Source organism: Rhodococcus sp. PSi06 (assembly GCF_054960675.1).
Genome location: NZ_JBHNYO010000003.1, coordinates 195,665 through 217,844, shown reverse-complemented (window position 1 = coordinate 217,844; position 22,180 = coordinate 195,665). Strand labels below are relative to the sequence as shown.

The 22,180-nt window shown below is 63.9% G+C and carries 22 protein-coding genes; 14 read left to right on the top strand and 8 right to left on the bottom strand.

The genetic code is table 11. The annotated features are described in order from the left end of the window. Window positions 1–4 precede the first annotated feature (4 nt). The gene (locus ACFI9K_RS05730) at window positions 5–1,351 is read right to left on the bottom strand and encodes a hypothetical protein (protein ID WP_462662621.1); all 1,347 of its coding nucleotides are present in this window, start codon (window positions 1,349–1,351) and stop codon (window positions 5–7) included. A 537-nt stretch (window positions 1,352–1,888) separates the two neighbouring features. Here ACFI9K_RS05730 and ACFI9K_RS05725 point away from each other — a divergent pair. The 9 genes from ACFI9K_RS05725 to ACFI9K_RS05685 all read left to right on the top strand — a co-directional run bounded on the left by ACFI9K_RS05725 (window position 1,889) and on the right by ACFI9K_RS05685 (window position 12,311). Continuing rightward, window positions 1,889–3,337, top strand: a complete 1,449-nt coding sequence (locus tag ACFI9K_RS05725) for a condensation domain-containing protein (RefSeq protein ID WP_462662620.1) — start codon at window positions 1,889–1,891, stop codon at window positions 3,335–3,337. A gap of 46 nt (window positions 3,338–3,383) precedes the next feature. Next, complete coding sequence (locus tag ACFI9K_RS05720) at window positions 3,384–4,841, top strand: condensation domain-containing protein (protein ID WP_462662619.1); 1,458 nt, start codon at window positions 3,384–3,386, stop codon at window positions 4,839–4,841. Next, window positions 4,819–6,192 carry a condensation domain-containing protein gene (locus ACFI9K_RS05715; RefSeq protein ID WP_462662618.1) on the top strand — a complete coding sequence of 458 codons (1,374 nt, stop codon included), beginning with the start codon at window positions 4,819–4,821 and terminating at the stop codon, window positions 6,190–6,192. Before ACFI9K_RS05720 ends, ACFI9K_RS05715 begins: the two co-directional genes overlap by 23 nt. A 153-nt stretch (window positions 6,193–6,345) precedes the next feature. Continuing rightward, entirely contained in the window at window positions 6,346–7,242 is an 897-nt protein-coding gene (locus tag ACFI9K_RS05710; protein ID WP_222092968.1) for a sulfurtransferase, read from the top strand. Beyond that, window positions 7,239–7,652 (top strand): SufE family protein, encoded by a 414-nt coding sequence (locus ACFI9K_RS05705; RefSeq protein WP_462662617.1) that lies wholly within the window; start codon window positions 7,239–7,241, stop codon window positions 7,650–7,652. The genes ACFI9K_RS05710 and ACFI9K_RS05705 overlap by 4 nt, the downstream gene beginning before the upstream one ends. Before the next feature lie 120 nt (window positions 7,653–7,772). After that, window positions 7,773–9,242 (top strand): condensation domain-containing protein, encoded by a 1,470-nt coding sequence (locus ACFI9K_RS05700; RefSeq protein ID WP_462662616.1) that lies wholly within the window; start codon window positions 7,773–7,775, stop codon window positions 9,240–9,242. A gap of 109 nt (window positions 9,243–9,351) precedes the next feature. Next, window positions 9,352–11,145 (top strand): acetyl/propionyl/methylcrotonyl-CoA carboxylase subunit alpha, encoded by a 1,794-nt coding sequence (locus tag ACFI9K_RS05695; protein ID WP_462662615.1) that lies wholly within the window; start codon window positions 9,352–9,354, stop codon window positions 11,143–11,145. A gap of 66 nt (window positions 11,146–11,211) precedes the next feature. Further along, the gene (locus tag ACFI9K_RS05690; RefSeq protein ID WP_462662614.1) at window positions 11,212–11,628 is read left to right on the top strand and encodes a DUF1707 SHOCT-like domain-containing protein; all 417 of its coding nucleotides are present in this window, start codon (window positions 11,212–11,214) and stop codon (window positions 11,626–11,628) included. Next, complete coding sequence (locus ACFI9K_RS05685) at window positions 11,625–12,311, top strand: haloacid dehalogenase type II (RefSeq protein ID WP_462662613.1); 687 nt, start codon at window positions 11,625–11,627, stop codon at window positions 12,309–12,311. The genes ACFI9K_RS05690 and ACFI9K_RS05685 overlap by 4 nt, the downstream gene beginning before the upstream one ends. Before the next feature lie 12 nt (window positions 12,312–12,323). Here the strand turns inward: ACFI9K_RS05685 and ACFI9K_RS05680 are convergent, their stop codons facing one another. The 4 genes from ACFI9K_RS05680 to ACFI9K_RS05665 form a co-directional block, all read right to left on the bottom strand. Then, window positions 12,324–12,893, bottom strand: coding sequence for a P-loop NTPase family protein (locus ACFI9K_RS05680; RefSeq protein ID WP_462662612.1), 570 nt, complete (start codon window positions 12,891–12,893; stop codon window positions 12,324–12,326). A gap of 43 nt (window positions 12,894–12,936) precedes the next feature. Next, a complete protein-coding gene (locus ACFI9K_RS05675; protein WP_462662611.1) occupies window positions 12,937–13,764 on the bottom strand; it encodes an ATP-grasp domain-containing protein in 828 nt (275 codons plus the stop codon). Window positions 13,765–13,834: 70 nt separating this feature from the next. Then, window positions 13,835–14,452, bottom strand: a complete 618-nt coding sequence (locus ACFI9K_RS05670; protein WP_462662610.1) for a class I SAM-dependent DNA methyltransferase — start codon at window positions 14,450–14,452, stop codon at window positions 13,835–13,837. Window positions 14,453–14,481: 29 nt separating this feature from the next. Continuing rightward, window positions 14,482–14,883 carry a VOC family protein gene (locus tag ACFI9K_RS05665; protein ID WP_462662609.1) on the bottom strand — a complete coding sequence of 134 codons (402 nt, stop codon included), beginning with the start codon at window positions 14,881–14,883 and terminating at the stop codon, window positions 14,482–14,484. Window positions 14,884–15,039: 156 nt separating this feature from the next. Here ACFI9K_RS05665 and ACFI9K_RS05660 point away from each other — a divergent pair, with 156 nt between their 5' ends. After that, entirely contained in the window at window positions 15,040–15,546 is a 507-nt protein-coding gene (locus ACFI9K_RS05660) for an alpha/beta fold hydrolase (RefSeq protein ID WP_462662608.1), read from the top strand. An 8-nt stretch (window positions 15,547–15,554) separates the two neighbouring features. On the opposite strand, the gene ACFI9K_RS05655 is transcribed toward ACFI9K_RS05660, so the two are convergent. Continuing rightward, window positions 15,555–16,088: a nucleotidyltransferase family protein gene (locus ACFI9K_RS05655; RefSeq protein WP_462662607.1), complete on the bottom strand. Its 534-nt coding sequence runs from the start codon at window positions 16,086–16,088 to the stop codon at window positions 15,555–15,557. Window positions 16,089–16,266: 178 nt separating this feature from the next. Between ACFI9K_RS05655 and uraD (ACFI9K_RS05650) the strand changes: the two genes are divergently transcribed. The 4 genes from uraD (ACFI9K_RS05650) to pucL are packed head-to-tail and all read left to right on the top strand — an operon-like array spanning window position 16,267 to window position 19,930. After that, window positions 16,267–18,171: a 2-oxo-4-hydroxy-4-carboxy-5-ureidoimidazoline decarboxylase gene (gene uraD / locus ACFI9K_RS05650; protein ID WP_462662606.1), complete on the top strand. Its 1,905-nt coding sequence runs from the start codon at window positions 16,267–16,269 to the stop codon at window positions 18,169–18,171. A gap of 10 nt (window positions 18,172–18,181) precedes the next feature. Beyond that, window positions 18,182–18,685, top strand: a complete 504-nt coding sequence (uraD, locus tag ACFI9K_RS05645) for a 2-oxo-4-hydroxy-4-carboxy-5-ureidoimidazoline decarboxylase (protein ID WP_462662605.1) — start codon at window positions 18,182–18,184, stop codon at window positions 18,683–18,685. Then, on the top strand, window positions 18,682–19,008 hold the full coding sequence (uraH, locus tag ACFI9K_RS05640; protein ID WP_462662604.1) for a hydroxyisourate hydrolase: 327 nt from the start codon (window positions 18,682–18,684) through the stop codon (window positions 19,006–19,008). Before uraD (ACFI9K_RS05645) ends, uraH begins: the two co-directional genes overlap by 4 nt. Window position 19,009: 1 nt before the next feature. Then, window positions 19,010–19,930: a factor-independent urate hydroxylase gene (gene pucL, locus ACFI9K_RS05635; protein WP_462662603.1), complete on the top strand. Its 921-nt coding sequence runs from the start codon at window positions 19,010–19,012 to the stop codon at window positions 19,928–19,930. A 10-nt stretch (window positions 19,931–19,940) separates the two neighbouring features. On the opposite strand, the gene ACFI9K_RS05630 is transcribed toward pucL, so the two are convergent. Together ACFI9K_RS05630 and ACFI9K_RS05625 are read right to left on the bottom strand one after the other, a co-directional pair. Further along, window positions 19,941–20,573, bottom strand: a complete 633-nt coding sequence (locus tag ACFI9K_RS05630) for a DUF2461 domain-containing protein (protein ID WP_462662602.1) — start codon at window positions 20,571–20,573, stop codon at window positions 19,941–19,943. Window positions 20,574–20,582: 9 nt separating this feature from the next. Beyond that, window positions 20,583–22,151, bottom strand: a complete 1,569-nt coding sequence (locus tag ACFI9K_RS05625) for a PucR family transcriptional regulator (protein WP_462662601.1) — start codon at window positions 22,149–22,151, stop codon at window positions 20,583–20,585. Window positions 22,152–22,180 lie beyond the last annotated feature (29 nt).

Here is a 22,180-nt window from a genome sequence, read left to right as displayed (position 1 = left end):
ACCGTCACCAGAAGCGCGCGGACAATCCCCACCGAGCCAAGGCCGAGGTCACGTGTTCGCGCAGCATTCGGTTGTCGGGGAATCGATCTGGATCCATGGCATGGACGGTCAGGGTGACGGCGGCGTCCGTCTCGCATACCCAGGCCGTGAGTCCACCGTCGAGCGAGCGAGCGAACTCTGCGTCGGCACCGAAGAACGTTGCTCGGCCCGACACCGCGCGAGCGCGCACACCCGCCACCGTAATGAAGTCGTCCGGCAACACACCCAGGTTGGACGCCAGTCCTTCGGCACCGTCGCGAGGCTGCGGAATGCGGGCCACCACGACATCGGGCAGCATCTGAACGAGGGCCTGCGAGATACCGGCAGGCGCGTGACCGGCTGCCTGCCTCGCGGCGAACGCAGTGAATGCGGCCTTGCTGATCGACCGGATCGGCGACAGGTCGAGGGCAGTGGCGTCGGTGACAGGGACCTCGATCTTGACGATCTTCGTTGCGTTGGAACGGATATCGGCGTCGGTGCGATCGCTCACCGGCAGGGACCACTGCACCGTGTCTCCGATGGAAGCGCGGCCGGCGTTCCCGGATGCGGCGGTGAGGACCGCGATGAACAGCGAGTTCGACGTGCCACCCCACGTCGTGGCCACCTCGTTCCACGTGGCTGCGTTCACCTCGGCGACCACATGGGGCGCCGTCCACTCGGAGTCGGCCGCCGGTTCGATCGGGACCTGGGAGCGCCTCGGGCTCACCCGGGGGGATGAGGGCGTCGGTACGGATCCGGCGGGGATGGGCAGGGCCGATACCGCGGAGTTCAACAGCCAGCCGGCGGCGGATCGAAGTTGCTCCGCCGCGTCTTTCACGTCGCCGCCGATCGCGGCCAATCCCTGCGCGGCCGGCGTCAGCCGCGACTGCTGAACTCGCGAATTTGCCGCCCGGAACGCCGCGACCAGAGCGCCGCCGTCGGCAACCATGTGCGAGGCGACCAACGACAGAACCGTCCCACCCCGCGCCAATGGCGCAGCCGACAACCGCCAGCCGAGGCCCGTCTCAGGGTCGATGGCGGTACTGATGCAGCCCTCGGCCCACACCAGAATCTCGGAAGAATCGATGGACTCCGGATGAACATCCAGTGGGTGAGAAACCGTCGAATCAACCCAACGCTCACGAGCAGTCGGCACCGACGGCGCGTGCACCCGTCGCGCAAGCAGACCGTCGGACAGGTTGTCGTGAAGTTTTTCCAGGTCTCCCCGCTGGACAGTTCGGTCGAACCACCAAAGAAACTGGTTATAGACGGGATATCCGATGCCGTGGTGCATTCGCAAGAATAGGTGATCGGCAAATCCAATTCGAGTCACGCGCCGAACCTACTACATCCACGCAACGAATCGGTGGTGTCAATTGGTCGGGGAAATGCATTCGCACTCGGCAAAGGATATGTAGGCAATCGTCGCCGCGCTGTGCCGGGGGTCATGTTCACGGACCGGGCCGGCGAAGTCGCACTTCACCGAGAAATAAATACCGAACGTGCTGTTATTGTGACCCGTCATCAAAGCGAAGTGCGCATTCAGTGAATTCGTCGTAAGATGCCTCAACCGGGTACAGCTACCGCAGGTGAGCACGGATGGGCGGTCAAGAGCTTCGGTAGTGAGAAGTATTACTTCTACGCGTCGCGAAATAGTTCCACGTAGCCCTTATCGTGACTTCTGGACTCACTTCGGGTCGACAGCAACGACGTTGTTCTTTCGATGCGGATAGCAGAAATCAGATAAACCACAAGGCGAATACACGGTCATACGACATCCGCTTTACATCTACGGCTCGACCGTAATCGAACCTGATACCGAACTGACGCCGAACTCCGCTGGCATGGCCCGGGACGAAAGAGGACTCACATGGAATACACCGAACTCGCCGACTACCCACTTCCCGCCGGGCGGCTCACCGAGTGGGTCCCACGCATCGACGACGATCGGTGGGAATCGGACCCCCGCGGGCTGTCTTTCACACATCAGGATCATTGCGAACGCAGCGCCCCCGGCTCGTGGATCGGGACCGTGTTCGAGATTCACCGCCGCTACGACGTCGAAGCAGTGCGGGCGACCATCGTCGCGTACATGGGACGACACGAGGCTTTTCGGACCAAAGTCCGTCGCGACACCGCATCCGATACGTGGCAGCGCTACACCGCACCGACGGATGCCGTACGGGTCGTGGATCGCGCGCACACCGAACCACGCACCGAGACACAGGTGTTCAGCCATCTGCACTCCTGGTTCGGCGAGACCGTATCGCCGACGGCATGGCCGCACTTCGTACTCGCGACCATCGAACCCGACGATGCATCTCGTGCCCTCTCGAACGGGCCGGGCGAATCGTTTCTGCTCGCATTCGCTGCCGACCACTCGGTGATGGATGCATACAGCCAGATCTACGCGATCAACGAGATCGACAGGCTGTACGCGCAGGCCCTCGAAGGCACCGATCCCGAACTACCAGAGGTGGGTAGCTACGTGGACTTCAGCCAGTCCGAGCGCGCATTGGGCGACACCCTGACCAGGGACCACAGCGCTGTCCGAACGTGGCAGAACTTCCTGGCCGTGGAGAACGGACGCTTCCCGGGCTTCCCACTTCCGGTAGCGGTCGAACGGGCTTCGACGACCGACGGTCCTGCCGCTCAGAGCAGCATCTCCTCGTGGCTGTTGACCTCGGATCAGTCGGACGCCGTGAATGCCGCGTGCCGCGCTGCCGGGTACAACATGCAGGCCGGGATACTTGCTGCCCTCGCGGTGACGAATGCGCGCCTGTCCGGCCGGACCTCGATGCGCACCGTGATGCCGATGCACACGAGAGACGAGCAGAAATGGGCGGCGTCGGTCGGCTGGTACGTCGGGATCCTGCCGATGGAGATCGAACTCGGCAACGCAAGCACTTTCGGCGAGGCGCTCGAGGCAGCGGCAGCGGCGGGCTCGGCGAACAAAGGGCTCGCGCGCATGCCGTACTCCAAAATTGCCCAGATCCTCGAATCGACGGAAATCCCCCGATTCGTCGTCTCCTACATAGACCTGCGGTTTCTCCCGGACGCCGCGCAGTGGCAGGCCCGTAAGGGGCGCGCACTGCGGAGCAACTGCCACGCCGACGACGAGGTCTACTTCTGGGTCAACCGCACGCTCGAAGGACTGAACATCTCGGCGCGCTTCCCCAGCTCCGATGTCGCGTCCACCAACGTTCATCGCTTCATCACCGAGTTCGTGGCGGTACTGACTGCGGTGATCGATTCCGACGATGCCAGCGATACGGTACTCACGTCGGTCTCGCAGTCGGTGGCCGTCGCCGCAGAGTGATGGACCCGACCGCCCCGCGGCCCTTATCGCAAAGGACGAACCAACGATGATCATCACCGCCATGGGCAGCTGGAATCCTGCCCCGGGCCGTTTGCTCGAGTGGCATCCGACTCCGGCCGCCGAAGCGAAAGCCGCAGCGGCACCGGTCGATACGACTCCTCCCTCGTTCCTGCAGGAGGACCACTTGAAAGCGGCGTGGGCCGCGAGCCTGCGCGGTGACGCTCATACGGCGTACACCGGGGTGGCGACCGAGGTCGACGGCGATGTGGACACCGCTGCGATGAGCCGCGCCCTGGCGGCGTACGTTCTGCGGCACGAGGGCCTGCGATGCTGGTTCGAGATCGACGGCGGAGCCGTGGTCCGTCACCTGGCGGAACCCGAGGTCGCCGCGTTCGACGTGCTGGACGCCGGCGAGTCGAGAGACCCCGACGAGTTCCAGCGCTATGTGCGCCAACGCTTCTCGACAGAGGCGACCGCAGATGTCTGGCCCGGATTCGCCGTGGGCGTCGTCGCCAGGCCCGGAAGCTTCACGCTGTACTACGGCGCAGACCACGCTTTCACCGATGGCGGTTCGCAGGCGCTGGTCATCAGCGAACTGGCCGATCTCTATGCGCTCGAAGTCGGTGACCCTGCACCGACACCAGCATCGGCCGGTAGCCACCTCACCTACGCCGCAGACGAGCGTGCGCGAGCAGCGACCTTCGCACCCGACTCCCCCGAAATCGCCGCGTGGCGAGACATTTTCGCTCGCCACGACGGGGCGATGCCACGATTCCCCCTCGATCTCGGACTCGAGCCCGGGGAAAAGGCACCGGTGCGTATCGTCGAACGCTATCTGTTGGACGCCGGCTCGACCGCGGCCTTCGACGCCGCGTGCAAGGCCGCCGGGGCCAGGATGAGCAGCGGCGTGTTCGCTGCCGTCGGGATCACCGATTTCGAGCTGGCAGGCACCGCAGAGTATTTCGGGATCACCGTCCTCAGTGCCCGCCATCACGGCGACTACGCCCAGTCTCAGGGCTGGTTCGTCAACTTCGCGCCGGTTGCGTTCGAGGTGGCCGGCAACGAGAAGTTCTCCGATGTCGCAGCACTCGCGCACTCGGGATTCGAGCAGGCCAAGAAGATCGCGGAGGCCCCCGTACACGCCGTACTGGGCGCGCTCGCGGCGGACGGAACCTTGGGAAGCGAGTTGGCAGTGAGCCCGAACATGCTGTCCTACATCGACTTTCGCTGGTTCCCTGGCGTCGGCCGCGACGCCGATACGCGAGCGAAGCACTTCACCGGAGAAGGATCCACATCGAACGCATCGATGTGGATCAACCGAGACGGCGAGCACCTGTACCTGGTAGCCCAGACCCCGGACAACGACATCGCGGCCGCGTCGGTGGAGCGCTACCACGCTCATTTGGCGCGTGTACTCGAAACCATTGCACGCGAGGGTGATTACACGCTCTCGCTCGACCATCTCGTTCAGGAGCCGGCCGGTGCAGGTCACGTCGATCACTGAGTACGCCCCTCGGGCAGGTGCCCTGGTCGAATTCTCGGCGATCGTCGTCGGCGAACCACAGCCGTCTCCCGTTCCGCCCTCGTTCAATCAACGGTTCCACCTGGGGGATCTGGGCGAAGCGGAACGCGTGTGGATCGCCGGTGCATTCGACGTACCGGGCAGCCTCGATGTCGAGGCACTCGGGTGGGCGTTCGAGTACCTGATCGACCGCCACGACACGCTGCGAAGTTCGTTCGTGTCCACGGCGACCGGTATCGAGCGGACGCTGTACATGCCGGGTGCCATCGAGATGAGGCACGGCGCTCGATCCGAGTTCTCCTCCACGCCCAAGCTGCGAGACCACCTCCGAGCCGCACTCGAACGACGCTGCGGTGCAGGACGCTTTCCGTCGTACGGCTGCTTCGGAATCGATCGACCGGACATCTCGACGGTGCTCTGCGCTTTCGACCACGCCAACGTGGACGCCATGTCCATAGCAGTCGTCGTCGACGAGATGCACACCTTGTACGACGCCTATCGCCGCTGCCCTTCGAACCCGACGGTCGATCTACCTCCGGTCGGCGGTTTCGTCGAGTACTGCCGCATCGAGTCCGTCGAGCCACTGGTGAATCCAGCGGACGAGCGCATGGTGCAGTGGTCGAACTTCCTCATCGAATGCGGCGGCACCACACCGCGGTTCCCGTTCGATCTGGGAGTGGCAGAGGGTGAAACAGCCACTCAGGCCACCACTGTGCATCAGCTACTCGACGCGTCGCAGACCCTGGAGTTCGAGGAACTCTGCGTTCGGGCCGGTGCGGGAATGTTCGCGGGTGTGGTCGCTTCGACAGCGCACGCCATTGCCGCCATCGGGGGGCCGCAGTACGTGCCTTTCCTGTTCCCCCTGCACACCCGGCACCGTGCGCAGTTCTCGCGCGCACTCGGATGGTTCACCACCAACGCACCCATGACCGTGCCCGTCCGAGCCGACTTATCCTCCACGATCTGCGCCGCACACACCGCGTTTCGTCGAGCACTCCCCCTCAGCACCGTTCCGATCCCACAGGTTCTGAACAACCTCGCAGACGCATTCACGCTGTCGCGTCAGGACGTGTTCATGGTGTCGTACATCGACTACACCAGAATCGAGGGACACGAACGGTTCGACGAGTCCAACGCTCATCACATCAGTAACGCCACCGTGTCCGACGATGCCCAGTTCTGGATCTCCCGTACTCGATCGGGTGTGTCCCTGCGATCGCGTTTCCCCGACACCGCGGTGGCGCGATCGGTGATGGCCGCATTCGTCGGAGAACTGACGACCCTGATGCGTGCGTCCACCGCCGACGTCGGCATCGGCGCTTCGACGACCTGACCGATTTCCGATCCGCAGGCTCCACTCGCGCCTTCCGGCTCATTCCGCAGGCTCCACTCGCGCTACTACGCCGAGATACCGCCTAGGATCGATGGTGCAGACCGCTCACCCCCGGGCGGGCCGCCGACGAATATCTTCCGTAGGAGCCGATACGTGCCTGTACCAACCGATTCCAACGCAACGTACGCCGACTATGCGCATCCCGAGCGACTCGTATCGAACGAATGGCTTTCCGCCCATCTCGGTACCCCGGGCCTTCGCGTCGTCGAATCCGACGAGGACGTGTTGCTCTACGACGTCGGCCATATCCCCGGTGCGGTCAAGATCGACTGGCATCTGGACCTCAACGACCCCGTCACCCGCGACTACATCGACGGTGAGCAGTTCTCGAAACTGATGAGCCGCAAAGGAATTTCGCGAGACGACACAATCGTCGTGTACGGCGACAAGAGCAACTGGTGGGCCGCCTACGCGCTGTGGGTGTTCACCCTGTTCGGTCACCAGGACGTGCGGTTGCTCGACGGTGGGCGCGACGCCTGGCTGTCCGAGAACCGTGACACCACTCTCGACGTGCCCGAGTACCCGGCCACGGAGTACCCGGTGGTCGAACGCAACGACGCGCCCATTCGCGCATTCGCGTCCGACGTGCTCGGCTCTCTCGGCACCGTGCCGCTGATCGACGTACGTTCCCCCGCCGAGTACACCGGCGAACGCACCCACATGCCCGACTACCCGGAGGAAGGTGCTCTGCGCGGTGGACACATTCCCACTGCGGTCAGCATCCCGTGGGCCAAGGCAGCCGCACCGGACGGACGCTTCCGCTCCCGTCAGGAATTGGACGAGATCTACTCCGCTACCTCGGCGACCGACGACGTGATCGCGTACTGCCGTATCGGGGAGCGGTCGAGCCACACCTGGTTCGTGCTGACGCATCTGCTCGGCTACGACTCGGTCCGCAACTACGACGGGTCGTGGACCGAATGGGGCAACGCCGTTCGGGTTCCGATCGCCAAGGGCGAGGAGCCCGGATCGGCACCGGCCGCTCGATGAGCGCGCTGCCGGAATCGCTGGCCGAGATAGTCGACGACTTCGCCGCGGTGGAGGGACAGGACAAGCTGCAGTTGCTGCTGGAGTTCAGTCGTGAACTCCCTCCGCTCCCCGAGCATCTGGCTCAGGACGCGATGGAGCCGGTGCCGGAGTGCCAGTCGCCGCTGTTCCTGTCCGTCGATAGCGGCGACTCGAAGCGGATTCGCTTGTACTTCAGTGCTCCGCCGGAAGCTCCGACCACTCGCGGGTTCGCCTCGATTCTCGCCCAGGGACTCGACGGTCTCAGCGCCGAGGAGATTCTCGATGTGCCGGACGACTTCTATTCGGCGTTGGGGTTGAGCGACGCGGTCAGCCCGTTGCGGCTGCGCGGGATGTCGGCCATGTTGGCGCGGATCAAGCGGCACCTGCGCTGACGGCGGGCCGCGCTCGTCTTGATCGATACATCGAGTGGTCGGTAGACTCCATGTACGAGCGTCGATGCTCGATTCACCCTCACCCCCGATGTGGTCGAACGAAGGCTGGTTGCTGCCGACATGGAGTTCACGGAGTTAGCGGACTACGCGGTTCCCGCAGGCACGCTCACCGAGTGGATACCGAGCGTCGGCCCGCAGGCGCGCACTCCGGAGGCCGCGGGGTGGCACCCGGACACCAGACCGACGTCCTATGTCCACGAAGCGCACCTTCGCTCGAGCCTGAGCAGTCCCCGTCGTGGCCGTGAATCGTGGCTCGGTGCGGCCTTCGAGATAGCGGGGCCGCTCGACAAGCCTGCGTTTCGGCAGGCGGTTCTCCGGTGGATCGACCGGCACGAGGCGATGCGGTCGAGTGCGTCGATCGACGAGACCACGGGCGAGATGTCGCGGGTGACCGCTGCAGCGGGAGCCATCGACATCTGGCAGGTGGAGCAGGAGCGATGCAGCCAGTCCAGTGAGGTCTTCGAGCACCTGCAATATCTGTTCGACGAATTCACCTCACCCCTGATCTGGCCGGCGTACGCCTTCGTCACCCTCGAGCCGCTCGACGACTCGAAACCGGTGACAGTATTTTTCGCAGCCGACCATTCCATCATCGATGGACTGTCCACGGTTCTGGTCGCGCACGAGATTGCGGCGCTGTACGGGGAGGAACTGGGTGGCCCACCTGCCGCCCTGTTCGAGGCGGGCAGTTATCTCGATTTCGGTTCCTCCGAACGCGAGCGTCATGCCGAACTCGAACACTCTCACGACGCGGTGAGAATGTGGCGGGACTTTCTGGTCGACGGCGAGGGCGAATTACCCGCGTTTCCTCTCGACATCGGCGATCCGAGCCCGGAGGACGTGCCGCAGGGCGGTCTGTCCGCATGGGTGCTGGACCCGGAACAGGCCGACTCGTTCTCGATGGCCTGCCGGAAGACGGGACACAGTCTGTTCGCCGGACTGCTCGCGGTTCTGGCCGTCACCGGCGCAGAGCTGGGTGCCGGTACTCGCTTCCGCACGGTCACTCCGGTGCATACACGCGACGAACCTCAGTGGGCCTCCGCGCTGGGATGGTTCGTCGGACTGTGCCCCATCTCGTTCGACATCGACGGTGCCGATTCGTTCGACTCGGTGATCGCAGCCGCCTCGGCGGAAGTGAAAGCGACCAAACCGATCGCCCGCGTTCCTCTCGATCGGGTGTTCACCACTCTCGGCTACTCCGCTCGCCCGCGATTCGTCGTGTCGTTCATGGACGTGCGGTTTGCGCCTGCCGCCGAGCACTGGCCGGACTGGAACGCCCGCGCGCTGCGCAGCAAGCAGTACCAACACGACGTGTACGTATGGATCAACCGCACTCCACAAGGCATCAACATCTCTGCGCGGTATCCCAACACCGAACAGGCGACGGCACGGGTTCACGAGTACATCGGCGCACTGCGGAGGCTCCTGACGGAGGTCGCCGAAACAGGGACGGTACGAATGCCCGGAACCGCCGCCGAGCCGTTCGACGAAGGTCGCATCGACACGGGTCGGATCGCTACCAGCCAGTAGCCGCAGTCCACTCGGCGTGGCGATGCAGTCCGATTGCAGCGATGACGAGTCCGATGCTTAGACTCCGACGTGACGTTCGCAACGATAAGACTCATTCGTAGGAGGCTCAGTGCCCAGCCATGCCAGTGCTCAGATCACCAAGGTTCTTGTTGCCAATCGTGGTGAGATCGCGGTGCGGGTGATCCGGGCGGCTGCTGATGCCGGGTTGGCCAGTGTCGCTGTGTACGCCGAGCCCGATGCCGATGCCCCGTTCGTTCGGTTGGCCGACGAGGCGTTCGCTCTCGGTGGCCAGTCGTCGGCGGAGTCGTATCTGGTGATCGACAAAATCTTGGACGCCGCCGCCAAATCCGGCGCCGACGCCATCCACCCCGGCTACGGATTCCTCTCCGAGAACGCCGACTTCGCCCAAGCTGTCATCGACGCCGGCCTGATCTGGATCGGGCCGTCCCCCCAGTCCATCCGCGACCTCGGTGACAAGGTCACCGCCCGCCACATCGCTGCCCGCGCCAAAGCACCCTCGGTCCCCGGCACCTCCGAACCGGTCAAAGATGCCGACGAGATTCTGGCGTTCGTCGACGAACACGGCCTCCCGATCGCGATCAAAGCGGCGTTCGGTGGCGGTGGCCGCGGCATGAAAGTGGCCCGCACTCGCGAGGAAATCCCCGAGTTGTTCGATTCGGCGACCCGCGAAGCCGTCGCCGCGTTCGGGCGCGGGGAATGCTTCGTCGAACGCTACCTCGACAAACCACGCCACGTCGAAGCCCAGGTCATCGCCGACCAGCACGGCAACGTCATCGTCGCCGGCACCCGCGACTGCTCCCTGCAACGCCGCTTCCAGAAACTCGTCGAAGAAGCCCCCGCCCCGTTCCTCACCGACGCCCAACGCAAAGAAATCCACGCGAGCGCCAAAGCCATCTGCCTCGAAGCGGGCTACTACGGTGCCGGGACGGTGGAATACCTCGTCGGCCAAGACGGCTTGGTCTCGTTCCTGGAAGTCAACACCCGCCTGCAGGTCGAACATCCCGTCACCGAGGAAACCTCCGGCATCGACCTGGTGCTGCAACAATTCGCGATCGCCAACGGTGAAGAACTGTCCATCACCGACGATCCCGAACCGCGGGGACATTCGTTCGAGTTCCGGATCAACGGTGAAGACGCCGGCCGCGGGTTCCTGCCCGCCCCCGGCCCCGTCACCACGTTCACCGCCCCGTCCGGTCCGGGTGTGCGCGTGGATTCCGGTGTCGAGTCCGGGTCGGTGATCGGGGGCCAGTTCGATTCGATGCTCGCCAAACTCATCGTCACCGGCGCCACCCGCGAGGAGGCCCTCGCGCGTTCGCGTCGGGCCTTGGCCGAGTTCGATGTTCAGGGGTTGGCGACGGTGATCCCGTTCCATGCTGCGGTGGTCTCCGATCCGGCGTTCATCGGTGACGGCGACTCGTTCTCCGTCCACACCCGGTGGATCGAAACCGAATGGGACAATCAGATTCCTCCGTTCACCGCCGGTCAGCCCCTCGGCGACGATGAGGTGTTGCCGCGGCAGAACGTGGTCGTCGAGGTCGGGGGCCGCCGCGTCGAGGTGTCCCTGCCCGGCGAATTGTCTCTCGGTGGCAACGGTGGTGGGCCTGCCGGTGCGGTGCGCCGCAAACCGAAAGCCCGCACCCGCGGCGGCGCGGGTAACGGTGCCGCCTCCGGTGATGCGGTCACCGCACCGATGCAGGGCACCGTGGTGAAAGTCGCTGTCGAAGAAGGCCAGGAAGTCGCCGCCGGGGACCTCGTGGCGGTACTGGAAGCGATGAAGATGGAAAACCCCGTCACCGCCCACAAAGCAGGCACCATCACCGGCCTGTCCGTCACCGCAGGCGACGCCATCACCCAAGGCACCGTCCTCACAGAAATCAAATAGCGACAGATCGGTCGCGATGCGAATTTCGGCTCGAAATCGGGACTCGGATGGAGCTACCCTGTAGCGATGTCCGAGCTTCCGGAAGTCCGTATCGGTACTGCTGATCGCGAGAAGGCGCTCGACGCGCTGAGCCTGCACTTGAGCGAAGGCCGCCTCACTGTTCCCGAGTTCGACGAGCGCAGCGCCACCATCGCGTCCGCCACGACGCGCGGGGAGCTCGACTCGGTATTCGTCGACCTACCCGCGACGTCGTCACCGCCGCACGCGCCGGCTCGGCTCGAGACATCTCCGGCTTCGGCCGAGACCGGCGGCGGCCTCGATTGGCGCGCGGTCGTCATGCCGCTGGTCATCTTCGGTTCGTTGGCCTTGTTCTTCCTCACCGATTTCGACCAGAAGTGGCTCGTCTTCCTGCTCATCCCCTTGGCCGGCGCTCTCCTGTCCGCAGGTGGTCATTCCAAGAAGGCCAAGAAGAAGAAGCGGTGAAGGCGCTCCTGTTCGACGTCTTCGGTACTGTCGTCGACTGGCGTACCAGCATTGCCCGTGACGTCCGAGCTCACTGTGGGGCAGACGTCGACGCCTATTCCTTGGCGGACCGCTGGCGCAGTATGTACCAACCGGCAATGGAAGAGGTTCGGTCGGGTCGCAGGCCCTTCACCCGACTCGACGTCCTTCACCTGGAATCGCTTCGAGTCGTATTGTCCGAGTTCGATATTCAGCTGTCCGAGAAGCGCATCGCCGCACTGAACCTGGCGTGGCACCGGCTCGATCCCTGGCCGGATTCGGTCCCCGGACTCACCCGCCTTCGCACGGCATTCACCATCGCCCCGCTCTCGAACGGAAACATCTCACTGCTGCTCGACATGGCCAAGAATGCCGGGTTGCCGTGGGATGCCATCCTCGGCGCGGAGCCGGTGCGGGCCTACAAGCCAACCCCGGACGCCTACCTGGGTACCGCCGACATTCTGGGTCTCGCACCGAACGACTGCATGATGGTGGCCGCGCACAACAGCGATCTCGCCGCCGCGGCCGACTGCGGCTTCGCGACGGCGTTCGTCGCCCGTCCGCTGGAACACGGACCGAGCCAGACCATCGACCTCGCTGCGGAGTCGGACTGGACGTACAGCGTCGACTCGATCGAATCGCTGGCAACCCAATTGCACTGCTGACGTCGGGCGGCCTCAGCTCGACAGGGCCGGAACGAGACGTCGATCGACCCAGGCGTCCACGTCGCGGTGAGAGCGGAAGCGAACGATCACCAGATCGGGTCGCCTGCATTGGGCTCGTTGCACCAGTTCCGCGGTCCGCGGATACGTACGCCATGCCCATCGGATGACGTGATCGCGGTCGAAGAGAATGCGATGCAACGGCGGCTCGCGGTTGCCGTTCCACAGTTCGCGCCGCCCGACCCGTCGACGCAACGTCCGAATCACGATCTGCCGCATCACTGTTCGACGCGGAAGATCGAGCCACAACATCAGATCCGCGCGATCGAGGAGACGATCGCGCACTGCGCTGTACTGCCACTCGGTGACCCAGGCCGGGCGTTCGACGAACTCGTCCACGTCGGACTCGAACATCGGACGCGGCGTCCAATTCGGCCCGTGGTACAGGCTGTCGATCTCGATGTGTTCGATCCCCAGGATGGATCCCAGACGGCCAGACAGTGTCGTTTTTCCGGAACCGGACGTTCCGGCCACGACGATCCTCGAGGGGCGACGGGATACCGCATCGTTCGGTCCGAGAATCACGGAGAAGACGGTAGCGAACCGTGCTGTACCCAACTTATCGCCCCTACGGTTGGGCGCTCAGCGCTACGATCGCCTCCGCCATGTTGTTCACGAAGTTTCGACGCGCCGATTCGGGCAGCCGGTCGAGCGAGAGGTACGGGTTCAGGTCTTCGAGCTCGACCAGAAGCAGCGCTCCGTCGGCGGTGCGGCACGCGTCCACCCGCGTGATCCCGTGGTCGATGTCGTTCCAGTCGACGAATCGTTGTGCGAACTCTTCGTCCTGAGCAGTGATCGAGTACGGCTCCAAGTCCCAGCGCCGGCCGGGGTCCGGAGCGTACAAGGCGTATTGCACTGTGCGGCCGATGAAGTAGAACGACACCTCGTACACGAAATCGATTCGCGGCTGAATCAGATGGTCCGGCGCGACTTCCGACAGTTCGGCGCGCCCGATGTGACGCATACCGATCGAGTCGGCACCCCATTTCGGTTTCACCACATAGGCATCCACCTCGGGCAAGCGCGATAGTGCGCGCGGGCTGTCGACGGTAGGGATCACCGGAAAACCCTCTGCACAGAGGTCGACGAGATACTGCTTGCCCCTCTGGTCGCCTTTGCCGGTGAGCTGAGTGAATACCTTCGTGCCCTTCTCACGCGCATGGCGAGCAAACGCGTCGAACGCATCCTTGTATCCCAGTACCGGCCCGGAGTTTCGGACGACGACGACATCGAAGTCGTCCATCAGCGCACGCGCGTCGAGCGGGTGACACAGCGCAATGTCGACCCACTCACGAAGCTGGGAGGACAAAAAGATGTCTTCGTCGCAATAGCGTCGACCCCTCGACAGATACGCCAGATCGGTGACGAAGAGAACGCGCGGACGAGGTGCACACATCGGGCACACCCTACCGATCGACCAGACCGTCAGCAGGACATCAGCGGTAATCCGACGCAGTCGGACAATGTCACGGGGTTCGTTTGCGCGCCATCAGAAAAGCCTGCGGTGTCGGCTCGTATCCCACGGGAGCACGGTGCACTCGGACGTCGATGTCGAAGTCGGCCTCGACCACCATGTGCGCAATGGCATCGGGGTCCAGTCGGTAGGCGTCGTACGAGACCGCGTGTCCGTAGACCTGTTCGAGCCGTACTCGCTCGTCGCCGGATTGAAATGCAAGGAGCAGCGTTCCGCCCGGAACCAGGACTCGATTCATTTCGGCGAATACCGCAGGCAGCTTCTCGGGTGGAGTGTGGATGATCGAATACCACGCCACGATGCCGACCGTCGAGCTGTCCGCCGCCTCGAGCGACTCCATCGACTCGACACGGAATCTCAGATGCGGGAATTCGCGTCGAGCAACCTCGATCATGTTCGACGACAGATCGATTCCGGATATGTCGAGACCCAAACGATGCAGGTGGTCGGTGATGCGGCCGGATCCGCAGCCGACCTCGAGAACCTCGCCGCCTCGGACCCGCTCGGCGAACGTCGCCAAGAGGCCGAGTTCGAGATGCCGACCGTCGAGTTCGTGACGAACAAGGTCTGCGTAGCTCTCGGCAACGATGTCGTAGGCAGTTCTCGTCATCGAAACATGCTGTTGCTCGGCCACAGTCGCTACGGTACCGGCTCGCCCTCCGGAGTGAGGTACGAGTGCGTCAGCATCTCGAAGAAGTGTCCGGTGGGGTCGCGAAAGTACACTCCGCGTCCACCGTGACCGGTATTGACCGTTCCGGGTTCGGTCATTCGAGGGTCGGCCCAGTGCTCGACTTCCTGGTCGACCAGCCTGGCGTATGCCTCGTCGAACAGGTCTTCGCTCACCCGAAAGGCGTAGTGCTGGAACTGAATATCGTCCACCGGTGGTTCGGCGAACTGAATCAGCGTGCCGTCGGTGAGCTGAACGTTGACGAACGGCCCCCACGACGGTGCCTCCGGTAGGGCGAACAGTTCGCGAAAGAACGCCGCCGATGCAGCACTGTTCTTCGCAGCAATGATGGTGTGATCGAACGAGATGGACAACCGCTGCCTCCTGGGGCAGTACGACGCCTCCATGCCTGACGCAGTCCGTCATCGACACGCGACGCTGCCCATGATGATTCCATCTCCCGGGAAGGGTGGTCAACCCCCGCGGATCTGTGGTCTGCTGGCCGGAAACGCCGACAGAAGGATCTCGTCATGGCCGGTCGATTGTTGTTCGTTCACGGTGCCGGTGGATTCGTCGACGACGCATCACTCGCAGTCGGGCTCGCGAATGGGCTGCATCTGGACTTGCGGATGCCGGAACTACCGGAGGACGCCATGGGTTACGAGGATTGGGCCGAGCCGGTTCGGCAGCACCTGGACCGGCTCGGACCGGAGGACTCGGTGATTGCACATTCCTTCGGTGCGTCCATCCTCGTCAAGGTCCTGGCCGAGAAGAGTTGGGAACATCCGCGGCGGGCCGCTCTCCTGGCAATGCCGGACTGGAGCCCACGCGGCTGGGATGTGGGCGATTATGCGTTCACCGACCCAGAGCCTCGCACCCACCTGACGTTGCTGCACTGCCGAGACGACGACGTGGTTCCTGTCTCTCACTTGACGTCGAACTCGGAGGTTCTCCCGTCGGCGACGGTGGTCGAGTTCCAGACCGGAGGTCATCAGTTCGACGGCATGATCGATGCCATCGTCAGCGACTGGCGGTAGCACGCCGCTCACCGATAGTCGTGATCGATTCCTGTTGCCCACTGCGAACATTCGACGGCAATCACGTCGTCCCTCCCCCGCAGGAACTCCCGCGCCCCCGCATCGCCCGACGCCGACGCCACGGCTGCGTCGAGATGTCGGTGCGCCAGAACGACCGGATGACCGGGACGGCCGTCGAACACTGCCCTGGCGAGACCGGTTTCCCGGGCTGCGGCGAGTACTGCCTGCACCACCTCGGCTCCCACGTCCGGGGTATCGACCACGTGCATCACTGCGTAGTCTGCGTCCGACGCCGCCGTCAGCCCGGCCGCGAACGACGCGCTCATCCCCCGTTCCCACTGGGGTGCATGCACGGCGATCGCGCCGTCGGGCACCGGGGCGTCGGCCGCGCCCAGTACGACGAGCACCCGGTCACAGCCGCCGTCGCGCAACGCCTGCACTGCCGTGCGAAGCCACAGCCCGTCGTGGGCGAGCACCTTGGGCGAGCCGTATCGCGTGCCGGCACCGGCAGCCAGAACAACTCCCACGACGACGTCGGACATCGTCGCTCCTTCCTTTGTTCGGCCGAGTGTTGGACGATCGCACAACGTCGATGGCAAAGATGTCGCGAAGTTTGTGCTCGCTCGACTAGCGAGGATAGGCGCGATGACCGATTCTTAGTGCACTTCTCCTGCAGCGTCGCAGGAATTCCATCCTGTTGCGTCCGCGAGGTGCCCACCGATGTCCGTCAGACCCATCACACGCAAGCGCGTCCATCCCGTCGACGAAGTGCTTCCTGTTCCCAAACTTGCCGCTTACGGATTCCAGCACGTCGTAGCGTTCTACGCGGGTGCCGTACTCGTCCCGATCATCATCGGCAGCGCGATCGGACTGACCAACGAACAGCTGATCCACCTGATCAACGCGGACCTGTTCACCTGCGGTATCGCATCGATCATCCAATCGGTCGGGTTCTGGAAGATCGGCGTCCGACTCCCATTGCTGCAGGGTGTGACGTTCGCCGGAGTCTCGCCGGTGATCGCGATCGCGATGGCGAACGGCGGCGGCACCGAGGGGTTGCTGTACGTCTACGGTGCCGTCATCGTCGCCGGTCTCGTCACGTTCTTCATGGCACCGTACTTCAGCAAACTTCTGCGCTTCTTCCCGCCGGTGGTCACCGGAACCGTCATCACGGTCATCGGCGTCGCCTTGCTCCCGGTGGCCGTCAACGATGCGGTGACCAATCCTGCTACGCACGAACAGGATCCGACCAACGGACGGTGGATGGCGTACGCGATCGGCACCCTGTTGATCATCGTGCTGATCCAACGCTTCTTCAAGGGGTTCATGGCCACCATCGCTGTGCTGCTCGGGCTCGTCATCGGCAGCGCCGTCGCGTTCGTGTTGGGGGACATGAACTTCGACGGCACCTCGGAGGCATCGTGGGTCGGATTCACCCAGCCCTTCCTGTTCGGTGTGCCCAAATTCAGTGTCGTCGCGATCATTTCGATGATCGTCGTCATGCTCATCATCGCGGTCGAAACCACCGGCAGCGTGTATGCGACGGGCGAGATCGTCGGAAAGCGCATCAAGAAGGACGACATCGCGGCGACCCTGCGGGCCGATGGTGTCGCCACCGTCATCGGCGGCACGTTCAACTCGTTCCCCTACACGGCATTCTCGGAGAACGTCGGCCTCGTGAGGTTGACCGGGGTGCGCAGTCGATGGGTTGTCGCCAGCGCGGGCGGGATCATGATTCTGCTCGGTCTGCTGCCGAAGACAGCGGCCGTCGTGGCGTCCATCCCGCCACCGGTCCTCGGCGGCGCGGCGCTCGCTCTGTTCGCGACGGTCGCCGTGGTCGGAATCCAGACACTCTCGAAGGTCGACTTCACCGACCATCGCAATCTGATCATCGTCGCCACCAGTCTCGGACTGGCCCTGCTCGTCACCATCCAACCCACGGTCTCGCAGGGCGTACCGGACTGGCTCGAGATGCTGTTCGGCAGTGGAATCGTATTGGGCGCAGTCTCTGCGATCGTCCTCAACGTCCTGTTCTTCCACATCGGGAATCGAGGCCAGGCCGTGGCCGGTGGCCCGGGTAAGGGCATCACCCTCGACCAGGTCAACGACATGTCGGCCGAGGAGTTCGCCGCTACGTTCGGCGGTTTGGTACAGGGCACACCGTGGGTGGTCGAACGCGCTTACCAGCAGCGACCTTTCGTCGATGCGCACGGTCTGCGTGAGGCATTCCAGGAAGCATTGTTGGCCGGTACCACCGAAGAACAGATCGAGCTGATCAACAGCTACCCCGATCTCGGCAGCGAGGATGCCACGGGCACCCTCAATGCTGCCGACCACGTCGGGTTGTCCAACCTCGAGGAGGACGAGCACGAGAACATCGTGCAACTGGCCGCCGAGTATCGACAACACTTCGGATTCCCGTTGGTGATCTGCGCGCGAGAGACCGAACGCTACGATCGAGTCCTGGCCAACGGCTGGTCTCGCGTCGAGAATGCGCCGTCGGCCGAGCGGTCGTTCGCCATGATCGAGATCGCCAAGATCGCGAATTACCGGTTCGACGACCTGGTTGCCGATGCCAACCCGATCGCGGCCGCGCGGTTCGGACGCATCAACGACTTCAGATAGCGAGTGCGAGTTGCTACACGAATGGATAGGGCTCGACGGGTTCAACCGGCTCAGTGATCGACAGGCGATGCACGCGCTCTACGAGTGTTGTGCGTCGTCGATCTGGGCCCGTCGAGTTGCCCAGGGCCGCCCTTTCGACAGTCGAGACCTCCTGTTGGACAGAGCGGATCGAGTGCTCGCCGAACTGCCCGAAGCAGAGATCGACCACGCACTCGACGGGCATCCCCGTATCGGCGGTACAGCCGACGATCCATCGTCCAAGCGCGAGCAGGCCGCGGTGACGACCGCAGGGGCCGAGGTCCGGGAGAAGCTGGCCGCGGGAAACCGTGCGTACGAGGACAAGTTCGGGCACGTGTACCTGGTGTGCGCCACCGGCAGGTCCGCTGAGGATCTGCTCGCTATCCTCGAGGAGCGGCTCGACAACGATGCCGAAACCGAAAGACGGGTGCTCCGGGTGGAACTGGCCAAGATCAATCGAATTCGCCTCGGCCGCATGTTGGGTCCGGAGCAGTGACCGGCCTGTCCACACATGTGCTCGACGCGACGTCGGGAACCCCGGCGATCGGAATGCGCGTACGGCTGTTTCATCCCGAGAACGGCGAGATCTCCACCGGTACCACGGACGGGGACGGCCGCATCGGTGAGGTGATTCCCGGGCCGATCGATCCGGGTGTCTACCGCCTTTCGTTCGATACGGGGAATTTTTTTCAGGCCACAGGGACACCGAATTTCTACCCGGAGGTGTCCATCTCGTTCACCGTCACCGATCCCGATGCCCACTACCACGTGCCATTACTGTTGTCCCCCTTTGCTTATTCGACCTATCGCGGGAGCTGACATGACCGACCTGACCGGAAAGATAGTCCTCGGATCCAATCAGTACGGTAAGGCGGAGAACCGCGTGGTGAGGATCTATCGAGACTCCCCGCGGCACGAAATCCACGACATCAACGTCTCCAGCGCGCTGCGCGGTGACTTCTCCCCCGCACATCTGGTGGGCGATCAGTCCAACGTCCTGCCCACCGACACCCAGAAGCAGACCGCGTACGCGTACGCGAAGACGAAGGGGCTGCGCCACCTCGAGAGCTACGGCCTGGATCTGGCACGCCACTACGTAAACGACGTCGAACCCGTCGACGGTGCCCGCATCGAACTCGAGGAATACGCCTGGGCTCGAGCGGTCGTCGACGGCGTCGAGCACGATCACACCTGGACGCGCAAGGGCGAGGAGATCCGGACCTCGGCTGTGACCGTGGAAGGCAAGGGCGAGGCTCAGCGGACATGGGTGATCAGTGGTTTCAAGGAGATGGTGATCCTGAAATCGACCGGTTCGGAGTTCCACGGCTTCCTCGAAGACGATTTGACCGTGCTCGAGCCGACGACCGACCGTGTGATGGCGACCTCGCTGACAGCGCGGTGGCGGTACACCACCACCGATGTCGAGTGGGACTCGGTCTACGCGGGCGTGAAGGCCGCAATGATCGAGAGGTTCGCAAATCTGCAGTCGTTGGCTCTGCAGCAGACGTTGTACGCCATGGGAGAAGCAGTACTCGAGAAGTACCCGTTCATCGCCGAGATCTCGATGTCGGCACCGAACAAGCATCACTTCGTCTACGACCTGGGCAAGTTCGGTATCGAGAACAACCTCGAGGTGTTCAACGCCGACGATCGGCCCTACGGATTGATTCAGGCAACCGTCGAACGGGAGGACGCACCGGACGCCGGAAGCGCGTGGCGCACCTATTCCGTCGTCGGATAACCTGCCGCGCTCACGTGTGAAGTGCCGCAGACCATTCCACGAGCGGACTCAGAGCACGCCAGGCGTCGCGCACTGTCGTTGCTGCCTTCGGGGTTTCGAGCCATGCGGGTGAACCGAAATGCTTGCCTGCGGTCAAGGTCTTGTGCCGTAGGAGTTCGATTCGCGGATGGTCGATTCCGTAACCTCGCGGCTTGGTCTTCAGCACGTCGCCGCCGATCTCGAACCCGGATTTCGTCAGCGTCGCCAGTAGCGCCTCGAGTTCGGCTCCACGTACGTCGTCGTCGACGGTCTTGCGAAAACGCGCGATCGAATCCGGGGAACTGTTGTAGAAGCCGCCCGCGACGAACAATCCGGCGGGATCGATCTGAACGTAATATCCGAGACTGTCGCCCCGTGCTACGAATCCACCCTGATGGGTCTTGTAGGGAGTCTTGTCCTTGGAGAACCGGACATCGCGGTACGGGCGGAACACCTTGGCGCTGCCGAACTCCGGCTCGAGAGTCGCGAGCAGAGCCGTCATCGGTCCCTTGACCGCGTTGTCGTAGACCTCTTTGTGGTTGTTCCACCAGATCTTGCTGTTGTCGGCTTCGAGGTCTTCGTAGAAGTCGAGGGCTGCGAAGGGTATTCCGGTGAAGCCAGTCATTCCGTGATCCTATGCCGCTCCCGTAGCCGACGACGCGGGGATGGATTGCAGGGCGAGGTACACGTCCAGTCGATCCTCGGTGGAGCCCAGATCGCGACCGAGTAGTTCCTCGACTCGCTTTATCCGGTACCGGACCGTGTTGAGGTGGATGTGCATGGAGTCTGCTGTTCGGTTCCAGGATCCACCGGTGTCCAAGAACTCACGAAGCGTCTCGGTCAGACCGGCATCGGCACGCCGGTCGTACTCGAGTAACGGTGCCAGAACATGCTCGACGAACGAGCGACGGACGTCGTCGGGCAGTGAAGACAGCATCGACACCGCCGACGTCGGTTGCGCACCGGCGGTGACGGTGACGGGGCCGGTCCCCTGCGTGCTCCTGTCGAGGGCATGCCGAGCCGATCGCAGTGCACCGTCGATGGTGAGACCGGTGGCCTCCGAGCTCACGCCCACGAACAGGCGGCCACACCCGATTCCGGAACCCAAGCGAGACAGTCGTGTTCGAATGACCTGTGCGATGTCCGGATTTTCGGTGTTGACGATGGCAACCATGTCTGCGCGCGAACTCGAACCGACGCACCCACCACCGAAGGAGGTGATGGTGTCGCTGAGTACCGTCCGCACCATCTCACGCAGATCCACGCGCCCGCTGTGCACGACCCTGATGACCACGAGCGGCCGATCGGGGTCGACGCCGGCCTGCCGTAACCGCGTCAGCGCCTCCGGCCTGGTGCTGTCGGCTTCGATCAGCGCCACTGCCTGGTCTGCGATTTCGCGCCGGACCAGCCGACCTTCCTCGCGTCGAGCACGATCGAGCGCGGCAATCACGGCGAGCTGGCCGAATGCGTCGGAGATGGCGGGAGAAAACGTGTTCACGTCACCCTCCACCGCGAGAAACCACCGCATGGTCCGCTGCGCGAGCGAAGGGCCGATCCCGAAGATGCTGTACACCCCGCCGTCATCGAGAGTGGCTGTGGTGGGCAATCTTTCGGACGAGAGTGCGGCGTGCGTCAAGGTGTCCACATCCGCATCGGAGAACGCGGCGACCTCGGTTTCCAGCCGACGCCCGGTCGCAGTGAAGATCAGGCACGCCATCCCGGTCTCTCTCGAGGTGTGCAGGGCGAGTTCGTCCAGTGCCCTACCGTCCGCGACCGCGGTGAGCAGTTGGCGTTGCCGCATGAGCGAGCTGTTGAGCGCGGCGATCCGGTCACCGGTGACGCGGCCGACGAGAAACTCGGTCACCTCACCGAACGAGAGCGTGTCGGGTACGGACAGCAACGGCAACCCGTGCCGCTCGCATGCGTCGACCACATCCGGTGGAATGTGGCCGAGCAAACCCTCCCCCGCCGCCAGTGCCGCGGCCCCGGCCTCTGCTACCGCCCGGACGAATCCCTCGCTGTCGGCCGATGTTCGACGCCACACGAGGCCGGTGATGACCAGTTCGCCACCCGCGATATAGCGGGACGGATTCGGCAGATCCGTGGTGTACGTCCACCGCACCGTGCGGCCGCACGCATCGGGATCCGAGGTGAGCAATCGCATGCCGAGCCGGGTGGCGTCGAGCAAGTCCGCGACCTGCACCGTTCACCCTCCCCTGCTCGGCACCGCTG

Bases quoted from the DNA above. Each gene is read 5' to 3' on its own strand.
- ACFI9K_RS05725 (WP_462662620.1), top strand. From the start codon at position 1,889: ATGGAATACACCGAACTCGCCGACTACCCACTTCCCGCCGGGCGGCTC.
- ACFI9K_RS05720 (WP_462662619.1), top strand. From the start codon at position 3,384: ATGATCATCACCGCCATGGGCAGCTGGAATCCTGCCCCGGGCCGTTTG.
- ACFI9K_RS05705 (WP_462662617.1), top strand. From the start codon at position 7,239: ATGAGCGCGCTGCCGGAATCGCTGGCCGAGATAGTCGACGACTTCGCC.
- ACFI9K_RS05700 (WP_462662616.1), top strand. From the start codon at position 7,773: ATGGAGTTCACGGAGTTAGCGGACTACGCGGTTCCCGCAGGCACGCTC.
- ACFI9K_RS05690 (WP_462662614.1), top strand. From the start codon at position 11,212: ATGTCCGAGCTTCCGGAAGTCCGTATCGGTACTGCTGATCGCGAGAAG.
- ACFI9K_RS05675 (WP_462662611.1), bottom strand. From the start codon at position 13,764: ATGTGTGCACCTCGTCCGCGCGTTCTCTTCGTCACCGATCTGGCGTAT.
- ACFI9K_RS05670 (WP_462662610.1), bottom strand. From the start codon at position 14,452: ATGACGAGAACTGCCTACGACATCGTTGCCGAGAGCTACGCAGACCTT.
- ACFI9K_RS05660 (WP_462662608.1), top strand. From the start codon at position 15,040: ATGGCCGGTCGATTGTTGTTCGTTCACGGTGCCGGTGGATTCGTCGAC.
- ACFI9K_RS05655 (WP_462662607.1), bottom strand. From the start codon at position 16,088: ATGTCCGACGTCGTCGTGGGAGTTGTTCTGGCTGCCGGTGCCGGCACG.
- uraD (WP_462662606.1), top strand. From the start codon at position 16,267: ATGTCCGTCAGACCCATCACACGCAAGCGCGTCCATCCCGTCGACGAA.
- pucL (WP_462662603.1), top strand. From the start codon at position 19,010: ATGACCGACCTGACCGGAAAGATAGTCCTCGGATCCAATCAGTACGGT.
- ACFI9K_RS05630 (WP_462662602.1), bottom strand. From the start codon at position 20,573: ATGACTGGCTTCACCGGAATACCCTTCGCAGCCCTCGACTTCTACGAA.